This window comes from Stenotrophomonas sp. STEN147 (genome assembly GCF_056757995.1).
In genome coordinates, this window is record NZ_JBRRCG010000001.1 from 288,850 (window position 1) to 312,158 (window position 23,309).

Below are 23,309 nucleotides of genomic sequence, written 5' to 3' on the forward strand. Positions count from 1 at the left end.
GCGCGCGCATTCAGCACGTGGCACTGAACCGGTTCTGACCCCGGATCGCGACCCGCTGCATCCATGTCCGAATCCGGCGAGTATCCGCCACATGAGCGGCCTAGACTGGGCGCATGAACACCGCCCTCGTCCTCGACACCGCTGCCTGCGACCGTGCCCGCCTCGCCCGTGACGCGCGCTTTGATGGCGTGTTCTTCACCGCCGTGCGCAGCACCGGCATCTACTGCCGGCCGGTCTGCCCGGCGCCGCCGCCGAAGCCGCGCAACATCACCTATTTCCCGAGCGCGGCCGCAGCCACTGCCGCCGGTTACCGGCCCTGCCTGCGCTGCCGTCCCGAACTGGCACCGCAGGCACAGCAGGCACTGGCCGGCCAGGCCGTGCAGCGGGCGCTGGCGTTGATCCACGGCGGCTTCCTGCAGGAGCAGCCGGTTGCCGGACTGGCTGCGAAGATCGGCCTCAGCGCACGCCAGCTGCAGCGCCTGTTCGTGGAGCACCTGGGCGCCACGCCCGGCCAGATCCACGCCACCCACCGCCTGCTGCTGGCCAAGCAGCTGCTGACCGAAACCACCCTGCCGGTCACCGACGTTGCGCTCGCGGCGGGCTACAACAGCCTGCGCCGCTTCAACACCGCCTTCCTGCAGGGCTGCGGGATGGCGCCGACCACGCTGCGCCGCCAACACGTCCCGCTGGCCGCCGATGACGGTGGCCTGGTGCTGCGCCTGGGCTACCGGCCTCCGCTGGATTTTCCGCGCATGCTGGCGTTCCTGCGCAAGCGCAGCCTGCCGGGCATCGAACTGATCGGCGACGACAGCTACCAGCGCGTGCTCGGCACGCCTGAACGACCCACCCTGCTGCGGGTGACGGCTGATCCGAAGCGGCCGGAACTGCGCCTGCAGCTGGGTGCGGTCGATCCGCGGCTGATACCGGACATCGTGCGACGCGTGCGGCGGGTATTCGATCTCGATGCCGACCTGCAGCAGGTGCATGCCGCGCTCGGTGAAGAGCCGCTGCTGGCGCGCGGCATCGCCGAACGCCCTGGCCTACGCGTGCCGGGCGGCTGGGATGGCTTCGAGGTGGCGGTGCGTGCCGTGCTCGGCCAGCAGGTCAGCGTTGCGGCGGCGACCACCTTCGCGCGCCGGCTGGTCGATGCGCATGGCGCCCACCTGCCGGGCATGCCGACGGAGTTCGACCGCCAGTTTCCCTCTCCGGCCGTACTGGCGGACGCCCCTCTGGAATCCATCGGTCTGCCACGCAGCCGCGCCGCCACTGTGCGCGCACTGGCCGCAGCCTGCGTCAGTGGCCAGCTCGACTTCGGGCCCGGCCAGGCACTGGAGGAATTCGTCGCCCGCTGCGTGGCACTGCCCGGCATCGGCCCGTGGACGGCGCAGTACATCGCCCTGCGCGGCCTGGGCCAGCCCGACGCGTTTCCTGCAGGTGACCTGGTACTGCAGCAGGTGCTCGGCCATGCCCAGGGGCAGCGCCTGAGCGAACGCGCCACCGAAGCGCGATCCCAGCCCTGGCGCCCCTGGCGCTCGTATGCGGTGCTGCATCTGTGGCATCTGTCCGGCACGTTCGTTGGAGAACCGACATGACGTTGTTGTTCGACTGTTTTGACAGCCCGATCGGCGAGCTCACCATCGCCGGCGACGAACGTGGCCTGGCCCACGTGCTGTTTCCTGAAAACCGCCACCCCGCGCGCGGACGCAGCGACTGGCACAATGCGCCCGGCGCGTTGCCCGAGGCCCGCGAACAGCTGCTGCAGTACCTGCATGGCGAACGCAGCACATTCGATCTGCTGCTGGCACCGCGCGGCACTCCGTTCCAGCTGCGCGTGTGGCAGGCTCTGGCGTTGATACCGTTCGGCCAGACCTGGAGCTACCTGCAGCTGGCGCAGCACCTGGGCCAGCCCAGCGCGACGCGCGCGGTCGGCGCCGCCAACGGTCGCAATCCCCTGCCGATCATCCTGCCCTGCCATCGCGTGATCGGCAGCAACGGCGCGCTGACCGGTTTCGGCGGCGGGCTGGAGACCAAGGCAGCACTGCTGCGGCTTGAGCAACGCCAGGTACCGCTGTTCGCCTGATGGGAGATCGGGGTCAGATGCCTTTCCCCTGGGAAAGGGATCTGACCGCGGACGGTCCTGGCACGCCGTGTCTTGGGCGCGTCATTACCTCGCACTATGATGGGCGGATGACTTCCGTACGCCTGACCTGCGCGCTGGCGCTGCTGCTGCCGTTGGCCGCCTGCACCACCGCACCCGCCCCGACCGCCACCGTCCCCACGCCTGCGGCAACGGCCGCACCGCCGAAGCTGCTGCTGATCTCCATCGATGGCCTGCGTGCCGACGCGCTGGACCGCGGGCTGACGCCGAACCTGCAGCGGATGATCGACAGCGGCGTGCGCGCGCGCTGGATGACGCCCTCCTATCCCTCGCTGACCTTCCCCAACCACTACACCATCGTGACCGGTCTGCGCCCTGACCATCACGGCATCATCCACAATGCGATGGACGACGCATCGCTGGGCAGGTTTGCTCTGAGCAACCGCGAGGCGGTCACCCGCAGTGACTGGTGGGGCGGCGAGCCGATCTGGGTCAGCGCGGAGAAAGCCGGCGTGCGTTCCGCGACCTGGTCCTGGCCGGGCAGCGAAGCGGAGATCAAGGGCGTGCGGCCCAGCCAGTGGCTGGCGTACAACGACAAGGAACCGTTCGAGCAACGTGTGCAGACCGTACTGGGCTGGCTGGCACGCAGCGATGCCGAGGCGCCGCGCCTGGCCACGCTGTACATGGAACACGTCGACAAGGCCGGGCATCACCATGGGCCGCAGTCGCAGCAGTACACGGCAGCCATCGTGCGGGCCGACCAGATTGTCGGCCAGGTGCTCGACGGACTGCAGCAGCGTGGCCTGGCAGCCACCACCAACGTGATCGTGGTTTCCGATCACGGCATGGCCGCGGTGGGCGACGGTCAGGTGATCGCCACCGAGTCGATGGTGGACCCGGCCATTGCACGCAACGTCAGCCAGGGCCAGTCGGTCGGCTTCGCGCCGGTCGCGGGGCGTGAAGCCGAGGCCGAACGTGCCCTGCTCGGCCGCCATGCCCACTACGAATGCTGGAAGAAGGAGAACCTGCCTGCGCGCTGGCATTACGGCACGCATCCACGCATACCCGCCATCGTCTGCCAGATGGATGAAGGCTGGGACGCGCTGACCCGGGACTGGATCGCCAGGCGCGATCGTCGCGACGGCGGCTCGCACGGCTACGATCCGGCGCTGCCGTCGATGCGTGCGGTGTTCGTGGCGAGCGGCCCGTCGTTCCGCCAGGGACTGGTGATCGACGGCTTCGACAACGTCGATGTCTATCCGCTGCTGGCGCACCTGCTGCAGGTTCCAGCCGCGCCGAACGACGGCGATGCCGAGACATTGAAGCAGACGCTGCGTTGATCGGACGTCTCCGCCGGGCATGGCCCGGCGCTACCGCAGCAATGGGGGGCCGGACGTCTCCGCCGGGCATGGCCCGGCGCTACCATGGCAATGGGGGCCATGCCCGGCGAACGCGGCGGCCGCAACGACACGCATAAAAAAACGCGGCGCCAGGCGCCGCGTTCTTCGTTGACCCATCGGCCGGCCGATCAGGCCTTGGCGACGGCCTTCTTCGCCACGGCCTTCTTCGCCGGAGCCTTGGCCACGGTCTTCTTGGCGACCGGGGCAGCGGCGCCTACGGCGACCTTGCTCGCGGTGTGCGAACGGGCGTTGCCGTAGCTGGCGTTGTAGCGCTTGCCCTTGGCGGTCTTGCGGTCACCCTTACCCATGTCTTCAACTCCTCAAATGTGAAATCTGGTTACCCCGTGCTGACACGGGTTCGGCGGGGCCGCCTTGCTGGACGCCCCCGCGCACGATCGGAAAGCCTATCACGGAGCGCCTAGTGCGCGCAGCTGGCGTCGTGTACGTGGCTGTGGTTGAGCCGCAGATTGACCAGATGGGCAACGCCGACCAGCAGACCGCCAATGGTCATCACCACCGCGTGCGGCACGGCGTTGTGATGCAGCGGGTCGTACAGCACCCCGGCCCACAGCGCGACCAGCCCGGGAATCAGGAACGCCAGCGCGCGCAGGGCGCCATGCCGGCGGTAGCCCCAGACAAGGCTGAACAGACCCAGCAGGGTCACGAACACGACCAGCGCCTGTTCAACGCCATCGCTGAGCCAGAACGACAGGCCCAGCGAAGGTGCTGCGGCCAGCAGCACCGGAATCACCGCACAGTGCACTGCGCACAGCATCGATCCGGTGGCACCGAAGCGGTCGAGCAGATGGCGCAGGTGGGAGGAAAGGGACATGACTTCCAGCAGGGTCGGCGAATCGTTATGGAATAATATAACATCCATTCCTGGTCCGCACGATCTCCTCTCCCCCTGTCCCGCGACGGGATACGTGCGCCTCACAATTGATACACAGTAACAAGGACTTCCCGATGCCCGCCCCTTCCCTGCGGTTCAAGCCGCACACCCTCGCCCTGGCGCTCGCCGCGCTGCTGCCGTCCGCCGCATTTGCCGCAGGCGACGACGATGCGCACCGTGACCGCCACCTGACCGAGCTGTCGTCGGTGCAGGTCACCGCCTCGCCGCTGCAGGGCGACGCCGAGTCGCTGGCACGCCCGGTCGAAGTGCTCGCCGGCGAGCGCCTGGACGAACAGAAGGCAGGCACCCTCGGCGATACGGTGGCCAAGCTGCCGGGCGTGCAGAGCACCTTCTTCGGCCCCGGTGTCGGTCGTCCGATCATCCGCGGTCAGGAAGGCCCTCGGGTAGCCGTGCTGTCCAACGGCATGGGCAACATGGATGCCTCCACCGTCAGCGCCGACCATGCCACCAGCATCGAGCCGTTCCTGGCTGATCAGATCGAAGTGCTGAAGGGCCCGGCGACACTGCTGTTCGGCAGCGGTGCGATCGGCGGCGCGGTCAACGTCGTCGATGGCCGCATCGCCCGCGAGCTGCCCGACCGTCCGCTCAGCGGCCGCGCTGAACTGCGCGGCAACTCCGTCAATGACGAACGCAGCGGCATGTTCCGCCTGGACGGCGTCAGCGGCAATGTCGTGCTGCATGTCGACGGCCTGGTGCGCAACGGCGATGACTATCGTATTCCCGGCTACGCGGTGATCGACAGCCTGGAAGACCACCACGACGACCATGACCACGACCACGCGGGCGAGGAAGGCGACGAGCCGCGCCGTGGCCGCCTGGACAACAGCTCCATCCGCACCCGGGCCGGTGGTGTGGGTGCCACCTGGCTGGGCGACGGCGGCTACTTCGGCGTGTCGGCCAGCACCTATCGCACCAACTATGGCATCCCCAATGGCGCCCACGTCCACGCGGACGGCGACGATCATGACCACGACCATGATCATGATCACGGCGAGGAGGAGGAAGGCGGCGACGAGCATGACGTACGCATCGACATGGTGCAGAACCGCTTCGAGACCAAGGCCGGCATCTACAACCCGGTCTCGTTCCTGAAGAACATCAATGCCCGCGTGGCCTACACCGACTACGAGCATGTCGAGCTGGAGGCCGGCACGCCCTCCACACGCTTCACCAACCGCGGCATCGAAACCCGCCTGGAAGCCGTACAGCAGCAGGTCGGTGGCTGGGACGGCGCCTTCGGCGTGCAGTTCGGCAACAGCGATTTCGGCGCCAAGGGCGAAGAAGCATTCGTGCCGGACACCGGAACGAAAAACATCGGCCTGTTCGTGCTGCAGGAGAAGCAGTTCGGCCCGTTCAAGCTCGAACTCGGCGGCCGCCACGACCAGGTCAAGCTGGACCCGACCGGCGATTACCGGCGCCGGCAGTTCGATGCCACCAATCTGTCCGCGGCCGGCATCTGGAAGCTCAACGACGCGGTCGACCTGCGCATCGGCGTGGACAGCTCCGAACGTGCCCCCACCAATGAAGAGCTGTATGCCGCTGGCGCGCACATTGCCACCCGCTCGCTGGAAATCGGCGACGCCAACCTGAAGACCGAGCGCGGCCAGCGTGTCGAGCTGGGCATCCACACCCACAGCGATCGCCTGGACTTCTCCGCCTCGATCTACCAGACGAAGTTCAAGGACTTCATCTACCTGGCCGACACCGGCGTCACCGAAGGCCTGCCGGTGCGTGCATGGACGCAGCAGGATGCGGTGTTCAAGGGTGCCGAGGCGGAAGCCCTGGTGCATCTGTTCGAAGGCGTCGCAGGCGACTGGGATCTGCGCCTGTTCGGCGATTACGTGCAGGCCAAGCTGGACGGCAACGGCAGCCGCAACCTCGACATCGCGGTGCCGCACGGTGACCACAACCACAACTACACCGTGGAGCTGGCCAACACCGGCTACCTGCCGCGCATCGCCCCGGCCCGCGTTGGTGCCGACCTGCGCTGGGCGAAGGACGGCTGGCGCGCGTCGGTGGGCGCCGTGCGTTACAGCCGGCAGAAGGACGTGGCGCAGAACGAAGAGCCGAGCGACGGCTACACCCTGGTCGATGCGCACCTGGCCTACCGCTGGGATCGCAACGACAGCAACAGCTATGAGGTGTTCCTGGATGGCAGCAACCTGACCAACCGTGAAGTGCGCCCGCACACCTCGCTGCTGCGCGACTACTCGCCGCTGCCGGGCCGCGGTGTCGCATTCGGCATCCGTGCGTACTTCTGACCCCTCCAGCAGCAGGACGCCGTTCCACTGATCCCTGACGACGCTCGTTGTCGTTCTCTCCCGGGGGGCCTGCTGGCCCCCCGTTTTTTTTGGACACGGTATGGCTTCAGTCGTGAGCCGCATCGTGACGTGATCAACACGGCCGGGTGGCACCTCCCACCTGCCATGGATACGAATTCACACACCGATCACAAAGATGTGCGTAGGACAACAACCGGACAATCCCGTCACTCAATGTCTCGCACATCGGACACTTCTGTCCGAAAATGAACCCATGACCGCTCAACGCGCCGATGCCGCTGCCCGCCGTGCCCTCATTCTCGACGCCGCCGACCATGTGTTCGGACAACACGGCGTCACCGCTCCGCTGGATCTGGTGGTCGAACGCGCCCAGGTGGGCCGGGCCACGCTGTACCGCAATTTTCCCGACCGCACCGCGCTGATCCAGGCCCTGCTGCAGCGTGCGGTCGACCGCATCCGCCGCCAGGTGGAGCAGCTGGGCGACCGTGACGACGCCCTGTTCGAGGTGTTCGAGGGGATGGCCCAGCGCATCATCGATTCACCTGCGCTGGCCGATTACTGGCGCGCCGTTGATTCGGACGTGCCCTCCATGCGCGCCGCGCGCGAGACCGTACGCGACCTGCTGGAAGCACCGATCCAGCGGGCCATCGCCGCAGGCCTGTGCCGTCCCGATCTGGAAAAAACGGATATTTCACTGATCTCGGGCATGCTGGGAGCGGCCCTTCGCGGCAAGACCCGTGACGAGCGCGCCCGTCTGGCCGGGCGTGCCCTGCAACTGCTGCGCGGAGGACTCCAGGGAGCAGCCAGCGGAGCACGCTGATGGTGCAGCCGTATCTGAAGCCGGTGCCGGACTGGGAGGAGCATGAGAAGCCGACCATGCCCGGATCGGCTTCGATGCCGTGGCACCCACCCTACCGGCGTGCTGCCTATGCCCTGGTGTCGCTGCTGGTGGCCATCACCGGTGGCCTCGGCAATGCGCTGGTCACCGCCAACCTGCCCTTCCTGCAGGGGCAACTGCAGCTCACCCCGACCCAGGGCAGCTGGCTGGTGGCCGCTTACGCGATGGTCAACGTCACCGCCAACCTGCTGGCCTTCAAGTTCCGCCAGCAATACGGCATCCGCCTGTTCGCCGAGATCGGCCTGGGCCTGTATGCCGCGCTGGCCGTGCTGCACCTGTTCGTAGGTAGCTTCGAAACCACGATGCTGACGCGCGCGGCCAGCGGTTTCGCCGGTGCGGCGTGTTCGACGCTGGGTACGCTGTACATGCTGCAGGCGTTGCCGCGGCGCTTCACCGGCAACCTGCTGGTGGTCGGCGTCGGTCTGTCGCAGCTGGCAGTTCCGCTGGCCTGGATCGTGTCGCCCGGCCTGGTCGATACCGGGCAATGGCACCAGTTGTATTCCTTCGAAGCAGGGCTGGCGCTGTGTGCGTTCGCGGCGGTGGTGGTGCTGAAGCTGCCGCCAGGCGTGCAGATCAAGGCCTTCGAGCCCCTGGATTTCCTTACCTTCAGCCTGCTTGCCCCGGCGGTTGCGCTGCTGGTGGTGGTGCTGGCCCAGGGCTACACGCGCTGGTGGCTGGACACACCGTGGCTGGGCTGGGCGCTGGTCGCCTCGATCGCATTGTCGACCACCGCCTTCATCATCGAGCACTACCGGCGCAATCCACTGCTGCAGACGCGCTGGCTGGCCAGCCTGCCGGTACTGCACTTCATCGTGGGTGCGTTCCTCATCCGCTTCCTGACCACCGAGCAGTCCTACGGCGTGGTCAGCCTGATGCGCACGCTGGGCATGGGCCCGGACCAGCTGCGCCCCTTGTTCGTGGTGATTCTGGCAGGGGTTGTCACCGGCATCATCGGTACCGCCGTGACCTTCGGCCCGAAGCGGCTGATCCCGCAGCTGCTGATGGCGATCCTGCTGCTGGGTTCGGCGGCGTTCTTCGACCAGAACCGCACCAGCATGGACCGTCCCCACGATTTCTACCTCAGCCAGTTCCTGGCCTCGGTCGGTGCCGGGATGTTCATGGGCCCGCTGATCATGCTGGGCATCTCCGCCGCCCTGAAACAGGGTGTGGACCACATGATCACGTTCCTGGTAACGCTGTCGATCACCCAGACGCTGGGCGGGCTGGCCGGCTCGGCGCTGCTGGGAACCTTCCAGCTGCATCGCGAACAGCTGTATTCCAGCGCGCTGACCAGCCAGCTTGATCCCGCCGACCCGGTGGTGGCGCAGCGCCTGCGCATCCAGCAGCAGCTGTACGCCGCGCAGATCACCGATCCGGTGCTGCGCAGCGCGCAGGGCACCGCGCAGCTGGCACAGACGACGCGCCGCGAGGCCAATGTCCGTGGGTTCAATGATGTGTTCACCCTGAGCGGCTGGCTGGCGATCGGCTTCCTGTGCTGGTTGCTGCTGCTGTCGCTGCGTACCGCCGTGCTCAAGCAGTGGCGCAAGCGCCATCCGCCCTCCTCCGCTGCGGCCTCCTCCGCAGCGCCCCGCTGAGTCCTCCGCCATGCCTCCCGTCCCGCCCCGTCCCGACGATGCCGACAACGTGACTCCACCGCCGCCAACCGACGCGGCACCTGCGCCCACGCCGGTTGAGCCGGCGGTCGCGCCGAAGTACCTCAGACCCAGCGCGCGCAGCGTGGCAGTGATGGTGGTGGTGGCCCTGCTGGGCATCGCACTGATCCTGCGCGCGTGGCACCTGTGGCCGTTTGCCAGCAGCGTGATGGTCACCGACAACGCCTACGTGCGCGGGCAGATCACGGTGATGGCACCCCAGGTCAATGGCTATGTGACCGAGGTGCTGGTGAAGGACTTCCAGCACGTGAAGAAGGGCGAACCACTGCTGCGCATCGATGACCGCATCTATGCGCAGCGCGTGGCGCAGGCACAGGCCACGCTGGACAGCGCGCGCGCGGCGTTGGCCAACTCCGATCAGTCGCAGGCGCAGAACCGCGCGCAGATCGCTGCGGCCCAGGCCACCCTGTCCGCCGGCAAGGCCGAGCTTGAGCGCTCCCGCAACGAGCTGAAGCGGTACGAACAGCTCGCCGCACAACGCCTGGTATCGATCAATGACCGCGACCGCTTCCGCACGACCCAGGCGTCGGCGCAGGCCAGCGTGCAGCAATCACAGGCACAGATCCGCATCGCCGAGGAAACGCTGGTCTCCACCCAGGTGGCACGCAAGAGCCTGGAGGCACAGGTGGAAAGCGCACAGGCGCAGCTGGAACTGGCACGCATCGACCTGGCCAATACCGTGATCCATGCGCCGCGCGACGGGCAGATCAGCGAGGCCAGCGTGCGCCCCGGCCAGTACGTGGCCGCCGGCTCGCAGCTGCTGTTCCTGGTGCCCGACGCGCTGTGGGTGGTCGCCAACTACAAGGAGGGCCAGACCTGGCAGATGCGCATCGGCCAACCTGCGACGTTCGCCGTGGACGCGTTCCAGGGCCAGGTGCTGCGCGGTCATGTGGAGCAGATCGCCCCCGCCACCGGCTCGGAATTCAGCGTCCTGCGCCCGGACAATGCCAGCGGCAACTTCACCAAGGTGGTGCAGCGGCTGCCGATCCGGATCTCGATCGATCCGGGGCAGGAGCTGGCCGCGCGACTGCGTCCCGGCATGTCGGTGATCGCACGGGTGGATACGGCGGCCGAGCCTGCGCCGGCCCGGTAGGGTCGAGCTCGTGAAAAGGGGTCAGATTCCTTTTGCCAAGGCAAAAGGGATCTGACCCCAAGCCCACCGGCCGCTCAGCCTGCGCAGCGGGCGCAGAGTCCGTGCACTTCCAGCGTCTGCGCCTGCGGCTGGAAGCCGAGCTCCTTGGCCCGCTTCTCCAGCTGGCCGACGATCTCGCGGTCTTCCAGTTCCACCGCGCTGTGGCAGCTGTTGCAGATCAGGAACGGCACCGAATGCGCCGCACTGCTGGGGTGGTGGCAGGCCACGAAGGCGTTCACCGATTCCAGCTTGTGCACGAAGCCATTGGCCATCAGGAAGTCCAGCGCGCGGTACACGGTGGGCGGGGCATCGGCGCCCACGCCCTTGCCGTTGCGCACCCATTCCAGCAGCTCGTAGGCCTTGACCGGCTTGCCGGCTTCGGCGATCAACTTCAGTACGTTGGCGCGGATGGGGGTCAGGCGCAGCCCGCGTTCGCGCGAGACACGCTCGACCACCGCCACGAAATCCGATGCGTCATGGACGTGGTGGTGGGGGGCGGTACAGGCAGTGGCAGTCTTGGCGGGCATGCGCGTTCTCCGGTTCGGCCTGGCAAGGATGCCTCAGACCGTTGCTACCTTGGTAATGGCCGCGTCGATGCGTTTCAAGGCCTGCTCACGGCCGGCCAGGTACACGGTGTGGGAAATGTCAGGGCTGACCTGGGTACCGGTGATGGCCACGCGCAGCGGCTGGGCGACCTTGCCCATGCCGATCTCCAGCGCGGCGGCCGTGTCGTGCAGGGCCGTGCCGACCGCTTCGGCCGTCCATTCCGGCAGCGCCGCCAGCAGTTCACGGGCCTTGCCCAGGGCGACCTCGGCCCCGGCCTTGAAGTGCTTGGCCACTGCGGCTTCGTCGTAGTCGTTCAGCGGCTGGTACCAGACCACGGCCTTTTCGGCCATTTCCTTCAGGGTCTGCACGCGTTCACGCAGGGCGATCACCACGTCCACCGGTGCCGGGCCCGCCGCCACGTCCAGGCCCAGCTTCTGCAGCTGGTAGACCAGGTGCGGCACGATGTCGGCCGGTTCCACGGTCTTCAGGAAGTGCTGGTTGACCCAGCCCAGCTTGGCCATGTCCAGGCGCGACGCCTTGGAGTTGCAGTCCTTCACATCGAACAGGTCGATCAGTTCCTGACGGGTGAACAGTTCCTGGTCGCCATGCGACCAGCCCAGGCGGGCCAGGTAGCTCAGCAGTGCGTCCGGCAGGTAGCCGGCATCCCGGTACTGCATCACGTCGGCGGCACCGGTGCGCTTGGACAGCTTGGCGCCCTGCTCGTCCAGGATCATCGGCATGTGGCCGAACTTCGGCACCGGTGCACCGATGCCTTCGTACAGGTTGATCTGGCGCGGCGTGTTGTTGATGTGGTCGTCACCGCGGATGACCTCGGTGATGCCCATGTCCCAGTCATCCACCACCACCGCGAAGTTGTAGGTGGGATAGCCGTCCGGACGGAAGATGACCATGTCATCCAGTTCGCTGTTGGCGATCTCGATCCGGCCCTTGATCAGGTCATCGAACACCACCGTGCCCTGCAGCGGATTCTTGAAGCGGATGACACGGTTCGGGTCGTCCCGGTACGGCAGGCCCAGCTCGCGCGCGGCACCGTTGTAGCGCGGCTTTTCCTGCCTGGCCATGGCGGCTTCGCGCATCGCGTCCAGCTCTTCCCGGGTTTCATAGGCGTAGTAGGCCTTGCCGTCGGCAATCAGCTGCTCGGCGACTTCCCGGTAACGGGCCACCCGGTCGGTCTGGTAGATCGGGCCTTCGTCGTAGTCCAGGCCCAGCCACTCCATCGCCTCCAGGATGGCGTCGATCGCCCCCTGGGTGCTGCGTTCACGATCGGTATCCTCGATGCGCAGCACGAACTCGCCGCCGCGGTGGCGGGCCTCCAGCCAGCAGTACAGCGCGGTGCGGGCGCCACCGATATGCAGATAACCGGTAGGACTGGGGGCGAAGCGGGTGCGGCAGGTCATGTGGGGCTCGAGGAACGGGAATTCCCCGATTTTACCACCAGCCCCGCGCCGGCACGGAGGGACGGACAGGGTCCGCCCCTCCAGCTCACGTCACGGCTGCGGCTCGGCCTTGCGCGGGAACGACTGCTCGCGCATCGCCGCGTTGTAGGCGAAGGAGGCCACGATGGCCGCTGCCTGCTTCAGATCTTCGGGCTCGGCGTGGTCCCAGGTGTCCAGATGGCTGTGGTGGACATTGGTGAAGTAATCCAGCCGGTCCTGGATGAACTGGAAGCCGGGCAGGCCGATGCGATCGAAGCTGATGTGGTCGGTGCTGCCGGTGTTGCGGGTCGCCACCGTGGTGGCGCCGACATCATGGAACGGGGCGAGCCAGGCCTCGAAGATCGGCATCGCCGCCAGGTTTTCCTGCGCGTAGATGCCACGGAAGCGGCCGGAGCCGTTGTCCATGTTGAAGTAGACCTGGAACTTGCTGTAGTCGCGGGTCTTGCGCAGCGGTCCGGTGGGGTCGCGCAGCGATGCCGGCAACGCCTTCTGCGCAGCGTCCACCGGTTCCGGGAACTGGCCGAAGTGCTTGGCGACGTAGGCCTGCGAGCCGATCAGGCCCTGCTCCTCGCCGCTCCACAGCGCCACCCGGATGGTGCGCCGGGGCTTGGCACCGGTGGCCTTGAGGATGCGCATGGCTTCCATCATCACCGCCACGCCGGCCGCGTTGTCGGCCGCGCCGGTGCCGCTGTGCCAGGAATCGAGGTGCGCGCCGATCATCACCACCTCATCCGGCCTGCTGCTGCCACGGATCTCCGCCAGCGTGTTGTAGCCGGGCTGATCGCTGTCGTCGGTGAAGCGCGCGCTCACGTCCACCCGCAGGCGCACGGGCTGCTTGGCCTCCAGTGCACGCACCAGCGGATTGAAGTGCTCGGCGATCATCGCCAGCTCCGGAATGCCGACCGATTCCCCGGCCTTGCGCGAGCCGCCACCGGCCACGCGGATGATGCCGTTGTCCCAGCTGCTGATGCTGATCGAGGCCAATGCGCCTTCCTCGACGAAGAAGGCGTTGACCTTGGCCGCCAGCGCCTGCCTCTCCTGGTACTCCTTCACCCGCTTGGCGCGCTCGGCGGTGGCGTCCTTGTCCTTGGGCAGGGTGAATTCCTGCAGTCCCTCCAGCGAGGTGGCGTCGTGACGATGCGAGTCCGGCTCGGTACCCCGCTTGTACTCGCGCGCCTCGCCGAGCAGCAGGATCTTCCCGCGCAGCTTGCCGCGGTACTTCTCGATGTCTTCCGGCTTCTTGATGTCCACCTGTACCAGCTCGCCCTCGACCGGTCCGCGGGTGCCCGGCGTCCAGGCCTTGGGCAGTGCGTGCAGCGGCATCACGCGGTCGCCGAGCATCTCCACGCTGGCCGAGGTGAACTCCCAGCCACGGCCGAAGTCATCGAACGCTTCGTCGTGGACATTGTCCAGCTTCCATTCGGTGAACTTGCTGCGGGTCCACGCGTTTGCGCGCCCCATCGCCGGAGAGTTGGTCAGGCGCGGTCCGATGCGCTCGGTGAGATAGCTGAAGGTGTCCATCACCTGCGAGCGATGGAACGCCTCCTGGCGGATGCGGCTGACCATGTCCAGGTCCACCGGCTCGCGCTGCTGCGCCATCGCATTGCCGCTCATCGCCAGCGCAACCGCCAGCACACCCCACTTCAGCACATCCCACCCCTGCCCTTCGGCTCGATCATCAACCCCTCGAGTCTAGCCAGCGGGGGCGCTTGGCCCCCGTCCCATCGGTCATGGGCGGTGCAGGCGCCTCATCCGCTCCAGCCCAACCACAGCTGGGCGCGCATGGGCAGCAGCAGCAACCAGTGCCGCCGGTCGATGCTGCTGCAGCCGTAAACCGCAGCGTGCGAGGGCCAATCGCCGGGCAGGCCGGCGATGCCGATCTCGGCCAACGCTCCCGGCCCGGCCTTCCAGGGCCGGTAGCAGGGGACCTTTCCACCCAGCACGCCACGTCCCTGCCGTGCACCGTCCAGCCACTCCAGCCCCTGCCCCAGCAACCCTTCGCAGGTGGCCGGCGCCAGCTGGAAGCGGACCAGGCCGGGGGCGATCCGTGCCCCCGGCAGGGCCGCCAGCACGCCATGCGCCTGCAGCAGTGCATCCACTTCGAGCAGGGCCGGAATGCCCTGCTGGGCTCTCAGCCGCAATCCCTGGCGCCACCCCATCGCGTTCTCCTCACTTTGCTTCCGCGCCCAGCGCATACCAGTCCACGCGGCGGGTCACCCACATCGCCAGCGCAAGAATCACGAACAGCAGCAGCGAGCCCATCAGCAGCGCGTTGTTCTCCGAGACCAGCAGCCCGTAAAGCGCGCCATACAGCACGGTCAGCAGCGCGGCGAAGCCCAGGCCGCGCTTCCAGTGGCCGAGCACGTTGGCCAGATACACCGCCTGCAGGCCGATGCAGGCCGCCGCCGAGACCAGATACGCCTTCCAGAAGGCGATGTGCTCGGACAGGCTGATCAGCAGCAGGAAGAAGATCGCCAGCGCCAGGCCCACCATCAGGTACTGCAACGGGTGGATGCGCAGCGATCTGATCAGCTCGAACAGAATGAAGCCGACGAAGGTGAGCAGCACGAACAGCACGCCATACTTGGAGGCGCGATCGGCCTGCGTGTAGGCATCGACCGGATCGACCAGCGACACGCTCACCGACTGCGACGCCCCCGCGCCATCGCTGCGCAGCTGGCGCTGGGCATCGGAGGCCAGCGAGGACACCGCCCAGCGTGCGTCGAAGCCCTGCGCATCGACGCGGCGTTCGTTCGGCAGGAAGGCGCCGGCGAAGGACGGATGCGGCCAGCGCGACCGCAGTGCGATGCGGTTGTCATCGCCTACCGGCACGACCGACAACGTGCGGCTGCCGTCCAGCCGCAGCTCAAGTTCCACCGTGCTTGCTGCCAGCAGTCCGCCCTGCACCCCGGCAAAGCCCGCCACGGGGGCATGCAGGCCACGCCCCAGCTCCGCAGCGGCGCCGACACCCGGCAGCAGGCGCACCTGGCGGCCATCCACGCGCAGGTTGGGCGTCCCGACCAGGCCGCGCGCGTCAGATACGCCCAACGCCACATAGGGCTGGCCATAGGTACGGCCTGGCTTGACCGGATAGTCGTCAGCCGCGAAAGAGGCCTTCAACTGGCCATTCCAGCTGTACACCGGCACCTTGAACAGCCCGACCTCACGCTGGCTGGGCAGCATCTCGCCGCCAACGTCGAGCGAGGCGGGCATCTGCAGCCAGTGCCCTTCGCTGACCTGCACCTCGGTCTTCTTGTTGCCCTTGGCGTCGACGACTTCCACCTGCTGGCGCTCCACCCACGGCACCACCCGCACCGGCCCCACCAGCCGCTGCGCGCCGGCGCGGCTGTCAGCGACCCGCGCGAAGGCTTCGTCGCGGTATTGGCTGCGCTCGTTGATCACGCTGCGGATCATCATCAGCGGAATCAGCAGCAGCAGGATCAGTCCGCCGACAATGGCGAACCGCAGCAGCATGTTCAGGGATTTCATGGTCCATCCTCGTTGGAGAGGGCTGCAGGATGGACCGTCGCGGTGAGCAGGGTTTGTGGCGAATTTGAAGCGGATGTGAAGTCAGCGCCGCGTGCGCGGGCCGGGCATGCCCAGCGGCAACCACAGGCTGGCCACGGTCCCACCGCCGTCGCGGGCCTGCAGCTGGACACGGCCATCGTGCAGGCGCGCCACTTCCTGCACGAACGGCAGCCCGAGGCCGGAGCTGCGGCGGCCACTGCCGGGACGGGCCAACGAATAGAAACGCTCGAACACGCGGTCACGGGCATAGTCGGGGATGCCGGCCCCCCGGTCGGCCACCTGCAGGCGCACGCCGCCGTCCTCAACCTGAGCCTGCAGCACCACCTCCGTCCCCGATGGAGAGAAGGCAACCGCGTTGTCGACCAGGTTGTTCAGTGCCTGCCGCAGCAGATAGGCATCACCCGGCACGCTCAGATCCGCCACGGCATCAGTGCGCACCTCGACGCCTGCCGCCTGCGCGCGCACCTGCGCGGCTGCGACGGTCTGCTGCAGCAGGTCCGGCAGCGCGATCGGCGCACGCGTCTGCAGCCAGCCATGCTGCTCCACTTCGGCCAGCGCCAGCAGCTTGTCGATGGTTTCGGTCAACCGCTCCTGCTGCTCGAGGATGCTGCGCGCGAAGTGCGCACGGTCGGCATCGGCCATCGGTTCCTGCAGCAGCTCGGCGGCACCGCGTATCGCGGCCAGTGGGCTCTTCATTTCGTGCGTCAACGACTGCACATACTGCTCGACGTAGGCCTTGCCTTCGAGTTTGCGCCGCATGGTCTCCAGCGCCTGGCCGAGATCACCGATCTCATCGCGGCGGCGGCGTGGCGGCGGCACCGGCTCACCGGCGGTGACCGCGCGCGCATAGCGGCTGAGCTGGCCCAGGCCGGTGGTCAACCACATCGTCACCAGCACCCCGACCAGCGCCGAGAGTCCGATCAGCCATGCGCCACGTTCGATGATGGCGCGCTGGCTGGCCGCAATGAACGGGTCGATGCTGCGGTTGGGCTGGGCCAGGGTGAGCACGCCGATGAGGGTGCGGCCATCGCCCGGGTCGTACACCGGCGCGGCCACATGCATCACGGTGTTGCCCTCCTCGCCCGGCGTCTCCGGGCTGGAGCGGGCGCCGTACTCGCCGCGCAGGGTGCGGTAGACATCGTTCCAGCGCGAGTTGTCACGGCCGACGTCGCGGCCCAGCGAATCGTAGATCACGATGCCTTTCGCATCGGTGATCGTCACCCGGTAATCGAGGGCGCGCTTGGGAAAGCGCCACACCATCGCTTTCAGGTCACGCTGCCGCGCCTTGGCCAAATTGCGGGTGAAGCTCCCGCTGTTGATGGTGCCTGCCCTGACGTCCGCGGCCGCCATCTCGGCCAGCACGTTGGCTGCATCGACCAGGGTCGATTCCATCGCCTGGCGCACGCCCGGCTTCACTTCGTTGACGAACACGCGCATGACGAAGAACGCGGCGATGCCCACGATCAGGAAGAAGCCCAGGAACAGCTTCATCACCAGACGCATCGCTCACACCTCCAGGGCGTAGCCCAGGCCACGGTGGGTCCGGATCGGGTCGGTGCTGGCGCCGGCCGCGCGCAGCTTGGCTCGCAGGGTCTTGACGTGCGTATCGACCGTGCGGTCGGCGCTGTCGGCACTGCTGTCCCAGCCGCGGTCCATCAGCTGGGCGCGGCTGAGGATGGCCCCGGGGCGTTGCAGCAGGGCTTCCAGCAGTGCGTACTCGTAGCGGGTCAGGTCCAGCGCCTGGCCGTGGAAGCGGACACGCCGGCCCTCGCGGTCGATGGCGAAGGCGCCATGCGTCTGCCAGCCCGCATCGGTGTCGCTGGCAGCAGGCGCCGCCCGCCGCAGCCGCGCGCGCACCCGTGCCACCAGCTCGCGCGGCGAGAACGGCTTGGCCATGTAGTCGTCGGCGCCCAGTTCCAGGCCCAGCACCCGGTCCAGTTCGTCGTTGCGGGCGGTCAGGAAGATCACCGGCAGCTGCGCCTGCGGACCGGGCAGCGCACGCAGCCGACGACAGACCTCGAAGCCGCTCAGGTCCGGCAGGCCCACGTCCAGCACCACCACATCGATACCACCGTCCCGCAGCCGCTGCAGGGCATCGCTGCCAAGCAGGCAGTGACTGGCCAGGTAGCCCTCGCTGCGCAGCGCGTAGAGCACGGTTTCGGCGATGGCGGCTTCGTCCTCGACCACCAGGACATGGGCAACGGGAGCTGTCATGGCGCGCAGCATAGCCGCTGCGGCCGCCGCCCCGTACACTGCCCGCATGAATTACCGCCATGCCTTCCACGCCGGCAACCATGCCGATGTCCTCAAGCACATCGTGCAGCTGGCCCTGATCGACAGCTTCAAGCGCAAGGACAGCCCGTTCTTCGTGCTGGACACCCACGGCGGCGCAGGCCGCTATCTGCTGGCCAGCGAAGAGAGCCGCAAGACGCTGGAGGCCGAATCCGGGGTCATGCGCCTGATGGCGCAGCCGAAGCTGCCGGACGTGGTCGAGCGCTACCTGAAGGCCGTGCAGGCCGACAATCCGGTCGGCGCGCTGACCAACTACCCCGGCTCGCCCCTGCTCACCGCCCAGGCCATGCGTGCGCAGGACCGGATGGCGGTATGCGAGCTGCAGGAAGACGAAGTGGGCACGCTCAAGGCCCTGTTCGCCCATGACAGCCGGGTCGGCGTGCACCCGGGCGACGGCTATGCACTGCTGCGCTCGCTGCTGCCGCCGAAGGTCAACGGCAGCAAGATCGGCCGCGGCCTGGTGCTGATCGACCCGCCCTACGAGGCCCAGGACGCCGAGTACCAGCGCATCCTGGCAGCGCTGGCCGAGACGCTGGCGCGCTGGCCGCAGGCCACCTGCGCGGTGTGGTTCCCGATCAAGCAGCGCCGCACGATCCTGCATTTCCTGCGCAAGGCCACTGCCCTGCCGGTCAAGTCGGCAGTGACCATCGAGTTCCTGGTACGCCCCGACGACTCACCGCTGCGCCTCAACGGCAGCGGCATGCTGGTGCTCAACGCCCCCTGGCAGTTCGACCGGGCGGTCGGTCCGGCCCTGCCGGCACTGCGCCAGCACCTGGGTGAGCCCGGCGCCAGCACCCGCCTGGATTGGCTCAAGGCACCTGAATAATGGCCTTCACGAGGCTGTACGCCCGTGAGCCTTTTGTTCACGGAAGACGGCCCCGGTGATGCCACAATCGATGGACCACCAAGGAATCACCCGGTATGGCCACTCGCAACCGCATGCCGCCCTGGCATGAGATCTTCAAGGCTCCCAGCGGCCACGAGCTGCTGATCCGCCCCATCCGCCCGGAAGACAGCGCGCCGCTGCAAGCGGCCTTCAGCCTGTTCGGGCCGGAAGAAATCCGCGACCGTTTCCTGCAGGCGGTGACCGAGCTGTCACCGGAAACCACCCAGCGCCTGACCCATCCCAATCCCAAGACCGAGATCACCCTGGTCGCGGCCGAGTCCCTGCCCGCCGGTGAGGCCGTGGTCGGTGCGGTCGCCCGGGCCTCGATCATCCCCGGTACCCGCGAAGCCGAGTACGCGATCCTGATCAGCCGCTTCCTCATCGGCCAGGGCCTGGGCCGGCAGCTGATGCGCAAGCTGGTGAAGTGGGGCCGGGGCAAGTACCTGGATCGCCTGTACGGCGATGTGGCGGCCGAGAACGAGCCGATGAAGCAGCTGGCCGCCTCGCTGGGCTTCAAGCCCGTTCCGCACCCGAACGGCACCGAAGGTCTGGTACGCATGGTGCTGGAACTGGACAACTGAAGGTGACGCCGGGCGCCGCCCGGCGATGCCGTTGCAGCCACTGCGCCCGCCGGCCATGGCCCGGCGCCGCCCGCTCACGCAGCAATCATGGGGCGGCCGGAGGCTTCTGCTAAAATCCGCGGTCCATGTCGCGTACTTCCTACCCCGCCCCGCCGCTGCCGCGCGCCGGCCAGCTCCGCGCCTGGTGGCGCGCCCCCGCTTCACCGACCGCCCTGGCCTGGTACCTGGCCCAGGCGGCGCGCGCGCATGACGCGCCGTTGCTGGTGGTTGCCCGTGACAACCACGGCGCCAACCAGCTCGAAGCCGATCTGCAGACCCTGCTGGGCAACGATCCCGCGCTGCCGGTGATCGCCTTCCCTGACTGGGAAACCCTGCCCTACGACCGCTTCAGCCCGCATCCGGACATCATTTCGCAGCGCCTGGCGGCCCTGCACCGCCTGCCTGCGCTCAAGCGCGGCCTGGTGGTGGTGCCGGTCCAGACCCTGCTGCAGCAGCTTGCCCCGCGCAGCTACGTGATCGGCGGCAGCTTCGACCTGAAGGTCGGCCAGCGCCTGGACCTGGAGGCCGAGAAACGCCGCCTGGAAAGCGCGGGCTACCGCAACGTGCCGCAGGTGATGGACCCCGGCGACTTCGCCGTGCGCGGCGGCCTGCTCGATGTGTTCCCGATGGGCGCCGACGAGCCCTTGCGGGTGGAGCTGCTGGACGAGGACATCGACTCGATCCGCGCCTTCGACCCGGAAAGCCAGCGCTCGCTGGACAGGGTCGAGTCGGTGCACATGCTGCCCGGCCGCGAAGTACCGATGGATGAGGCCAGCATCGGCCGCGTGCTGGCCACCCTGCGTGAACGCTTCGATGTCGACACGCGCCGCAGCGCGCTGTACCAGGACCTCAAGTCCGGGTTGGCCCCGGCCGGCATCGAGTACTATCTGCCGCTGTTCTTCGATCGCACCGCCAGCCTGTTCGACTACCTGCCTGCCGGCAGCCTGCCGGTGGTGTGTGCCGGCGCCGGCGAAGCCGCCGACGCGTTCTGGGCACAGACCGGCGAACGCTACGAGCAGCGCCGCCACGATGTCGAGCGCCCGCTGCTGCCGCCCTCGGCGCTGTACCTTTCGCCTGAGCAGCTGCGCGAGCGGCTGAACGACGCGCCACGCATCGAAGTATGGGCCGCCGACCATGCGCGCATCGCCGATGCACATGCGCTGGGTGACCAGCCCCTGCCGGCGCTGCCGGTAGCGGCCCGCGAAGCGCCCGCTGGCGACGCGCTGAAATCCTTCCTCGGCCACTACCCCGGCCGGGTACTGATCGCCGCAGATTCACCGGGCCGCCGCGAAGCCCTGCTGGAAGTGCTGCAGGCGGCCGAACTGAAGCCGCCGGTGGTTGCCGACCTGCCCGCCTTCCTCGCCAGCGATGTGCGCTTTGCCATCACCGTGGCGCCGCTGGAAGATGGCTTCGCCCTGGACGATCCGCGCCTGGCGGTCCTGACCGAACGTCAGCTGTTCCCCGAGCGCGCCGGCAGCACCCGCCGCACGCGCCGCGCCGGCCGCGAACCGGAAGCGATCATCCGTGACCTGGGCGAGCTGACCGAAGGCGCGCCGATCGTGCACGAGGATCATGGCGTGGGCCGTTATCGCGGCCTGATCGCGATGGACGTCGGTGGCATGCCGGGCGAGTTCCTGGAAATCGAGTATGCCAAGGGCGACCGCCTGTACGTTCCGGTCGCACAGCTGCATCTCATCAGCCGCTACTCCGGCGCCTCCGCCGAGACCGCGCCCCTGCATTCGCTCGGGGGCGAGCAGTGGACCAAGGCCAAGCGCAAGGCCGCCGAGAAGGTGCGCGACGTCGCCGCCGAACTGCTGGAAATCCAGGCGCGCCGGCAGGCACGTGCCGGACTGGCCCTGCAGGTCGACCGCGCGATGTACGAACCATTCGCCGCCGGCTTCCCGTTCGAGGAGACACCCGACCAGCTGGCCGCCATCGACGCGACCCTGCGCGACCTCGCCAGCAGCCAGCCGATGGACCGCGTGGTGTGCGGCGATGTGGGCTTCGGCAAGACCGAGGTCGCTGTGCGCGCCGCGTTCGCCGCTGCCAGTGCCGGCAAGCAGGTGGCGGTGCTGGTGCCGACCACGCTGCTGGCCGAACAGCACTACCGCAACTTCCGCGACCGCTTCGCCGATTACCCGCTCAAGGTGGAAGTGCTGTCACGCTTCAAGAGCACCAAGGAGATCAAGGCAGAACTGGAGAAGGTCGCTGCCGGCACCATCGATGTCATCGTGGGCACCCACCGCCTGCTGCAGCCGGACGTGAAGTTCAAGGATCTGGGCATGGTCATCGTCGACGAGGAACAACGGTTCGGCGTACGCCAGAAGGAGGCGCTGAAGGCGTTGCGTGCCAACGTGCACCTGCTGACCCTGACCGCCACGCCGATCCCGCGCACGCTGAACATGGCCATGGCCGGCCTTCGCGACCTGTCGATCATCGCCACGCCGCCGCCGAACCGGCTGGCGGTACAGACCTTCATCACGCAATGGGACAACGCGCTGCTGCGCGAGGCCTTCCAGCGCGAACTGGCACGTGGTGGCCAGCTGTACTTCCTGCACAACGACGTGGAGAGCATCGGCCGCATGCAGCGCGAGCTGTCCGAACTCGTGCCGGAAGCGCGCATCGGCATCGCCCATGGCCAGATGCCGGAACGCGAACTGGAAAAGGTGATGCTGGATTTCCAGAAGCAGCGCTTCAACGTGCTGCTGTCGACCACGATCATCGAGTCGGGCATCGACATTCCCAACGCCAACACCATAATCATCAACCGCGCTGACCGCTTCGGCCTGGCCCAGCTGCACCAGCTGCGCGGCCGCGTGGGGCGCTCGCACCACCGCGCCTACGCCTACCTGATCACGCCTGACCGCCGTGCGATCACCCCGGATGCCGAGAAGCGCCTGGAAGCCATCGCTTCCATGGACGAGCTGGGCGCCGGCTTCACCCTGGCAACGCACGATCTGGAAATCCGCGGTGCCGGTGAACTGCTCGGCGAGGACCAGAGCGGGCAGATGGCCGAAGTCGGCTTCAGCCTGTATACCGAGCTCCTGGAGCGCGCGGTACGCAGCATCAAGCAGGGCAAGCTGCCGGACCTGGATGCCGGCGAGGAAGTACGCGGTGCCGACGTCGAGCTGCATGTGCCGGCCCTGATTCCGGAAGACTACCTGCCGGACGTGCATACCCGCCTGACACTGTACAAGCGCATTTCCAGCGCGCGCGACAACGATGCGCTGCGCGAGCTGCAGGTCGAGATGATCGATCGCTTCGGCCTGCTGCCGGACCCGGCCAAGCACCTGTTCGCGGTTGCCGAACTGAAGCTGCGGGCCAACGCGCTGGGCATCCGCAAGCTGGACCTGGGCGAAAACGGTGGCCGCATCGTGTTCGAATCGAAGCCGGACATCGACCCGATGGCCGTGATCCAGCTGATCCAGAAGCAGCCGAACCTGTATGCAATGGAAGGCCCGGACAAGCTCCGCATCAAGCACCCGCTGCCCTTGCCGGAAGACCGCTTCAATGCGGCCCGCGCCCTGCTGACGACCCTCGCCCCGGGTTGATTTCCCACCGCTACCACCCCGCACCGGCCCCAC

General features: G+C 67.8%; 19 protein-coding genes. 10 read left to right on the plus strand and 9 right to left on the minus strand.

The features are described from left to right. Positions 1-113 precede the first annotated feature (113 nt). The 3 genes from ACVOKU_RS01365 to ACVOKU_RS01375 all read left to right on the plus strand — a co-directional run bounded on the left by ACVOKU_RS01365 (position 114) and on the right by ACVOKU_RS01375 (position 3,438). Positions 114-1,592, plus strand: coding sequence for a DNA-3-methyladenine glycosylase 2 family protein (locus ACVOKU_RS01365; RefSeq protein ID WP_481558843.1), 1,479 nt, complete (start codon positions 114-116; stop codon positions 1,590-1,592). Then, positions 1,589-2,080, plus strand: coding sequence for a methylated-DNA--[protein]-cysteine S-methyltransferase (locus tag ACVOKU_RS01370; protein ID WP_481558844.1), 492 nt, complete (start codon positions 1,589-1,591; stop codon positions 2,078-2,080). The genes ACVOKU_RS01365 and ACVOKU_RS01370 overlap by 4 nt, the downstream gene beginning before the upstream one ends. A 107-nt stretch (positions 2,081-2,187) precedes the next feature. Continuing rightward, positions 2,188-3,438, plus strand: coding sequence for an alkaline phosphatase family protein (locus ACVOKU_RS01375; protein WP_481558845.1), 1,251 nt, complete (start codon positions 2,188-2,190; stop codon positions 3,436-3,438). A 188-nt stretch (positions 3,439-3,626) separates the two neighbouring features. Here the strand turns inward: ACVOKU_RS01375 and ACVOKU_RS01380 are convergent, their stop codons facing one another. Together ACVOKU_RS01380 and ACVOKU_RS01385 are read right to left on the minus strand one after the other, a co-directional pair. Beyond that, entirely contained in the window at positions 3,627-3,806 is a 180-nt protein-coding gene (locus tag ACVOKU_RS01380) for a 30S ribosomal protein THX (RefSeq protein WP_004150462.1), read from the minus strand. Between the two features lie 110 nt (positions 3,807-3,916). Continuing rightward, entirely contained in the window at positions 3,917-4,330 is a 414-nt protein-coding gene (locus tag ACVOKU_RS01385) for a MerC domain-containing protein (RefSeq protein WP_053518754.1), read from the minus strand. 134 nt (positions 4,331-4,464) lie between these two features. Between ACVOKU_RS01385 and ACVOKU_RS01390 the strand changes: the two genes are divergently transcribed. From ACVOKU_RS01390 to ACVOKU_RS01405, 4 genes are all read left to right on the plus strand, one after another. Beyond that, entirely contained in the window at positions 4,465-6,672 is a 2,208-nt protein-coding gene (locus tag ACVOKU_RS01390; protein WP_481558846.1) for a TonB-dependent receptor, read from the plus strand. Positions 6,673-6,946: 274 nt separating this feature from the next. Then, positions 6,947-7,513 carry a TetR/AcrR family transcriptional regulator gene (locus ACVOKU_RS01395; protein WP_053518751.1) on the plus strand — a complete coding sequence of 189 codons (567 nt, stop codon included), beginning with the start codon at positions 6,947-6,949 and terminating at the stop codon, positions 7,511-7,513. Next, the gene (locus ACVOKU_RS01400) at positions 7,513-9,186 is read left to right on the plus strand and encodes an MFS transporter (protein WP_481558847.1); all 1,674 of its coding nucleotides are present in this window, start codon (positions 7,513-7,515) and stop codon (positions 9,184-9,186) included. Before ACVOKU_RS01395 ends, ACVOKU_RS01400 begins: the two co-directional genes overlap by 1 nt. Before the next feature lie 10 nt (positions 9,187-9,196). Then, a complete protein-coding gene (locus ACVOKU_RS01405) occupies positions 9,197-10,357 on the plus strand; it encodes an HlyD family secretion protein (protein WP_481558848.1) in 1,161 nt (386 codons plus the stop codon). Positions 10,358-10,431: 74 nt separating this feature from the next. On the opposite strand, the gene ACVOKU_RS01410 is transcribed toward ACVOKU_RS01405, so the two are convergent. The 7 genes from ACVOKU_RS01410 to creB all read right to left on the minus strand — a co-directional run bounded on the left by ACVOKU_RS01410 (position 10,432) and on the right by creB (position 18,153). Further along, positions 10,432-10,923, minus strand: a complete 492-nt coding sequence (locus ACVOKU_RS01410; protein ID WP_053517393.1) for a Fur family transcriptional regulator — start codon at positions 10,921-10,923, stop codon at positions 10,432-10,434. A 33-nt stretch (positions 10,924-10,956) separates the two neighbouring features. Next, on the minus strand, positions 10,957-12,360 hold the full coding sequence (gene gltX / locus ACVOKU_RS01415; RefSeq protein WP_053517391.1) for a glutamate--tRNA ligase: 1,404 nt from the start codon (positions 12,358-12,360) through the stop codon (positions 10,957-10,959). Between the two features lie 90 nt (positions 12,361-12,450). Beyond that, positions 12,451-14,049 carry a M20/M25/M40 family metallo-hydrolase gene (locus tag ACVOKU_RS01420; protein WP_111185835.1) on the minus strand — a complete coding sequence of 533 codons (1,599 nt, stop codon included), beginning with the start codon at positions 14,047-14,049 and terminating at the stop codon, positions 12,451-12,453. A 98-nt stretch (positions 14,050-14,147) separates the two neighbouring features. Continuing rightward, entirely contained in the window at positions 14,148-14,558 is a 411-nt protein-coding gene (locus tag ACVOKU_RS01425) for a hypothetical protein (protein WP_481558849.1), read from the minus strand. A 10-nt stretch (positions 14,559-14,568) separates the two neighbouring features. Next, positions 14,569-15,888 carry a cell envelope integrity protein CreD gene (creD, locus tag ACVOKU_RS01430; RefSeq protein WP_481558850.1) on the minus strand — a complete coding sequence of 440 codons (1,320 nt, stop codon included), beginning with the start codon at positions 15,886-15,888 and terminating at the stop codon, positions 14,569-14,571. A gap of 81 nt (positions 15,889-15,969) precedes the next feature. Beyond that, entirely contained in the window at positions 15,970-17,430 is a 1,461-nt protein-coding gene (creC, locus tag ACVOKU_RS01435) for a two-component system sensor histidine kinase CreC (protein ID WP_481558851.1), read from the minus strand. 3 nt (positions 17,431-17,433) lie between these two features. Further along, positions 17,434-18,153 carry a two-component system response regulator CreB gene (creB, locus tag ACVOKU_RS01440; RefSeq protein ID WP_111185841.1) on the minus strand — a complete coding sequence of 240 codons (720 nt, stop codon included), beginning with the start codon at positions 18,151-18,153 and terminating at the stop codon, positions 17,434-17,436. Positions 18,154-18,187: 34 nt separating this feature from the next. On the opposite strand from creB, the gene ACVOKU_RS01445 reads away from it, so the two are divergent. From ACVOKU_RS01445 to mfd, 3 genes are all read left to right on the plus strand, one after another. Further along, positions 18,188-19,045, plus strand: coding sequence for a 23S rRNA (adenine(2030)-N(6))-methyltransferase RlmJ (locus ACVOKU_RS01445; protein WP_128990187.1), 858 nt, complete (start codon positions 18,188-18,190; stop codon positions 19,043-19,045). A 95-nt stretch (positions 19,046-19,140) separates the two neighbouring features. After that, positions 19,141-19,686, plus strand: a complete 546-nt coding sequence (locus ACVOKU_RS01450; RefSeq protein WP_053517384.1) for a GNAT family N-acetyltransferase — start codon at positions 19,141-19,143, stop codon at positions 19,684-19,686. Between the two features lie 125 nt (positions 19,687-19,811). Then, entirely contained in the window at positions 19,812-23,276 is a 3,465-nt protein-coding gene (gene mfd / locus ACVOKU_RS01455) for a transcription-repair coupling factor (RefSeq protein ID WP_193395624.1), read from the plus strand. Positions 23,277-23,309 lie beyond the last annotated feature (33 nt).

Bases quoted from the DNA above. Each gene is read 5' to 3' on its own strand.
- ACVOKU_RS01365 (WP_481558843.1), top strand. From the start codon at position 114: ATGAACACCGCCCTCGTCCTCGACACCGCTGCCTGCGACCGTGCCCGC.
- ACVOKU_RS01370 (WP_481558844.1), top strand. From the start codon at position 1,589: ATGACGTTGTTGTTCGACTGTTTTGACAGCCCGATCGGCGAGCTCACC.
- ACVOKU_RS01375 (WP_481558845.1), top strand. From the start codon at position 2,188: ATGACTTCCGTACGCCTGACCTGCGCGCTGGCGCTGCTGCTGCCGTTG.
- ACVOKU_RS01380 (WP_004150462.1), bottom strand. From the start codon at position 3,806: ATGGGTAAGGGTGACCGCAAGACCGCCAAGGGCAAGCGCTACAACGCC.
- ACVOKU_RS01385 (WP_053518754.1), bottom strand. From the start codon at position 4,330: ATGTCCCTTTCCTCCCACCTGCGCCATCTGCTCGACCGCTTCGGTGCC.
- ACVOKU_RS01390 (WP_481558846.1), top strand. From the start codon at position 4,465: ATGCCCGCCCCTTCCCTGCGGTTCAAGCCGCACACCCTCGCCCTGGCG.
- ACVOKU_RS01395 (WP_053518751.1), top strand. From the start codon at position 6,947: ATGACCGCTCAACGCGCCGATGCCGCTGCCCGCCGTGCCCTCATTCTC.
- ACVOKU_RS01400 (WP_481558847.1), top strand. From the start codon at position 7,513: ATGGTGCAGCCGTATCTGAAGCCGGTGCCGGACTGGGAGGAGCATGAG.
- ACVOKU_RS01405 (WP_481558848.1), top strand. From the start codon at position 9,197: ATGCCTCCCGTCCCGCCCCGTCCCGACGATGCCGACAACGTGACTCCA.
- ACVOKU_RS01410 (WP_053517393.1), bottom strand. From the start codon at position 10,923: ATGCCCGCCAAGACTGCCACTGCCTGTACCGCCCCCCACCACCACGTC.
- gltX (WP_053517391.1), bottom strand. From the start codon at position 12,360: ATGACCTGCCGCACCCGCTTCGCCCCCAGTCCTACCGGTTATCTGCAT.
- ACVOKU_RS01425 (WP_481558849.1), bottom strand. From the start codon at position 14,558: ATGGGGTGGCGCCAGGGATTGCGGCTGAGAGCCCAGCAGGGCATTCCG.
- creD (WP_481558850.1), bottom strand. From the start codon at position 15,888: ATGAAATCCCTGAACATGCTGCTGCGGTTCGCCATTGTCGGCGGACTG.
- creC (WP_481558851.1), bottom strand. From the start codon at position 17,430: ATGCGTCTGGTGATGAAGCTGTTCCTGGGCTTCTTCCTGATCGTGGGC.
- creB (WP_111185841.1), bottom strand. From the start codon at position 18,153: ATGCTGCGCGCCATGACAGCTCCCGTTGCCCATGTCCTGGTGGTCGAG.
- ACVOKU_RS01445 (WP_128990187.1), top strand. From the start codon at position 18,188: ATGAATTACCGCCATGCCTTCCACGCCGGCAACCATGCCGATGTCCTC.
- ACVOKU_RS01450 (WP_053517384.1), top strand. From the start codon at position 19,141: ATGGCCACTCGCAACCGCATGCCGCCCTGGCATGAGATCTTCAAGGCT.
- mfd (WP_193395624.1), top strand. From the start codon at position 19,812: ATGTCGCGTACTTCCTACCCCGCCCCGCCGCTGCCGCGCGCCGGCCAG.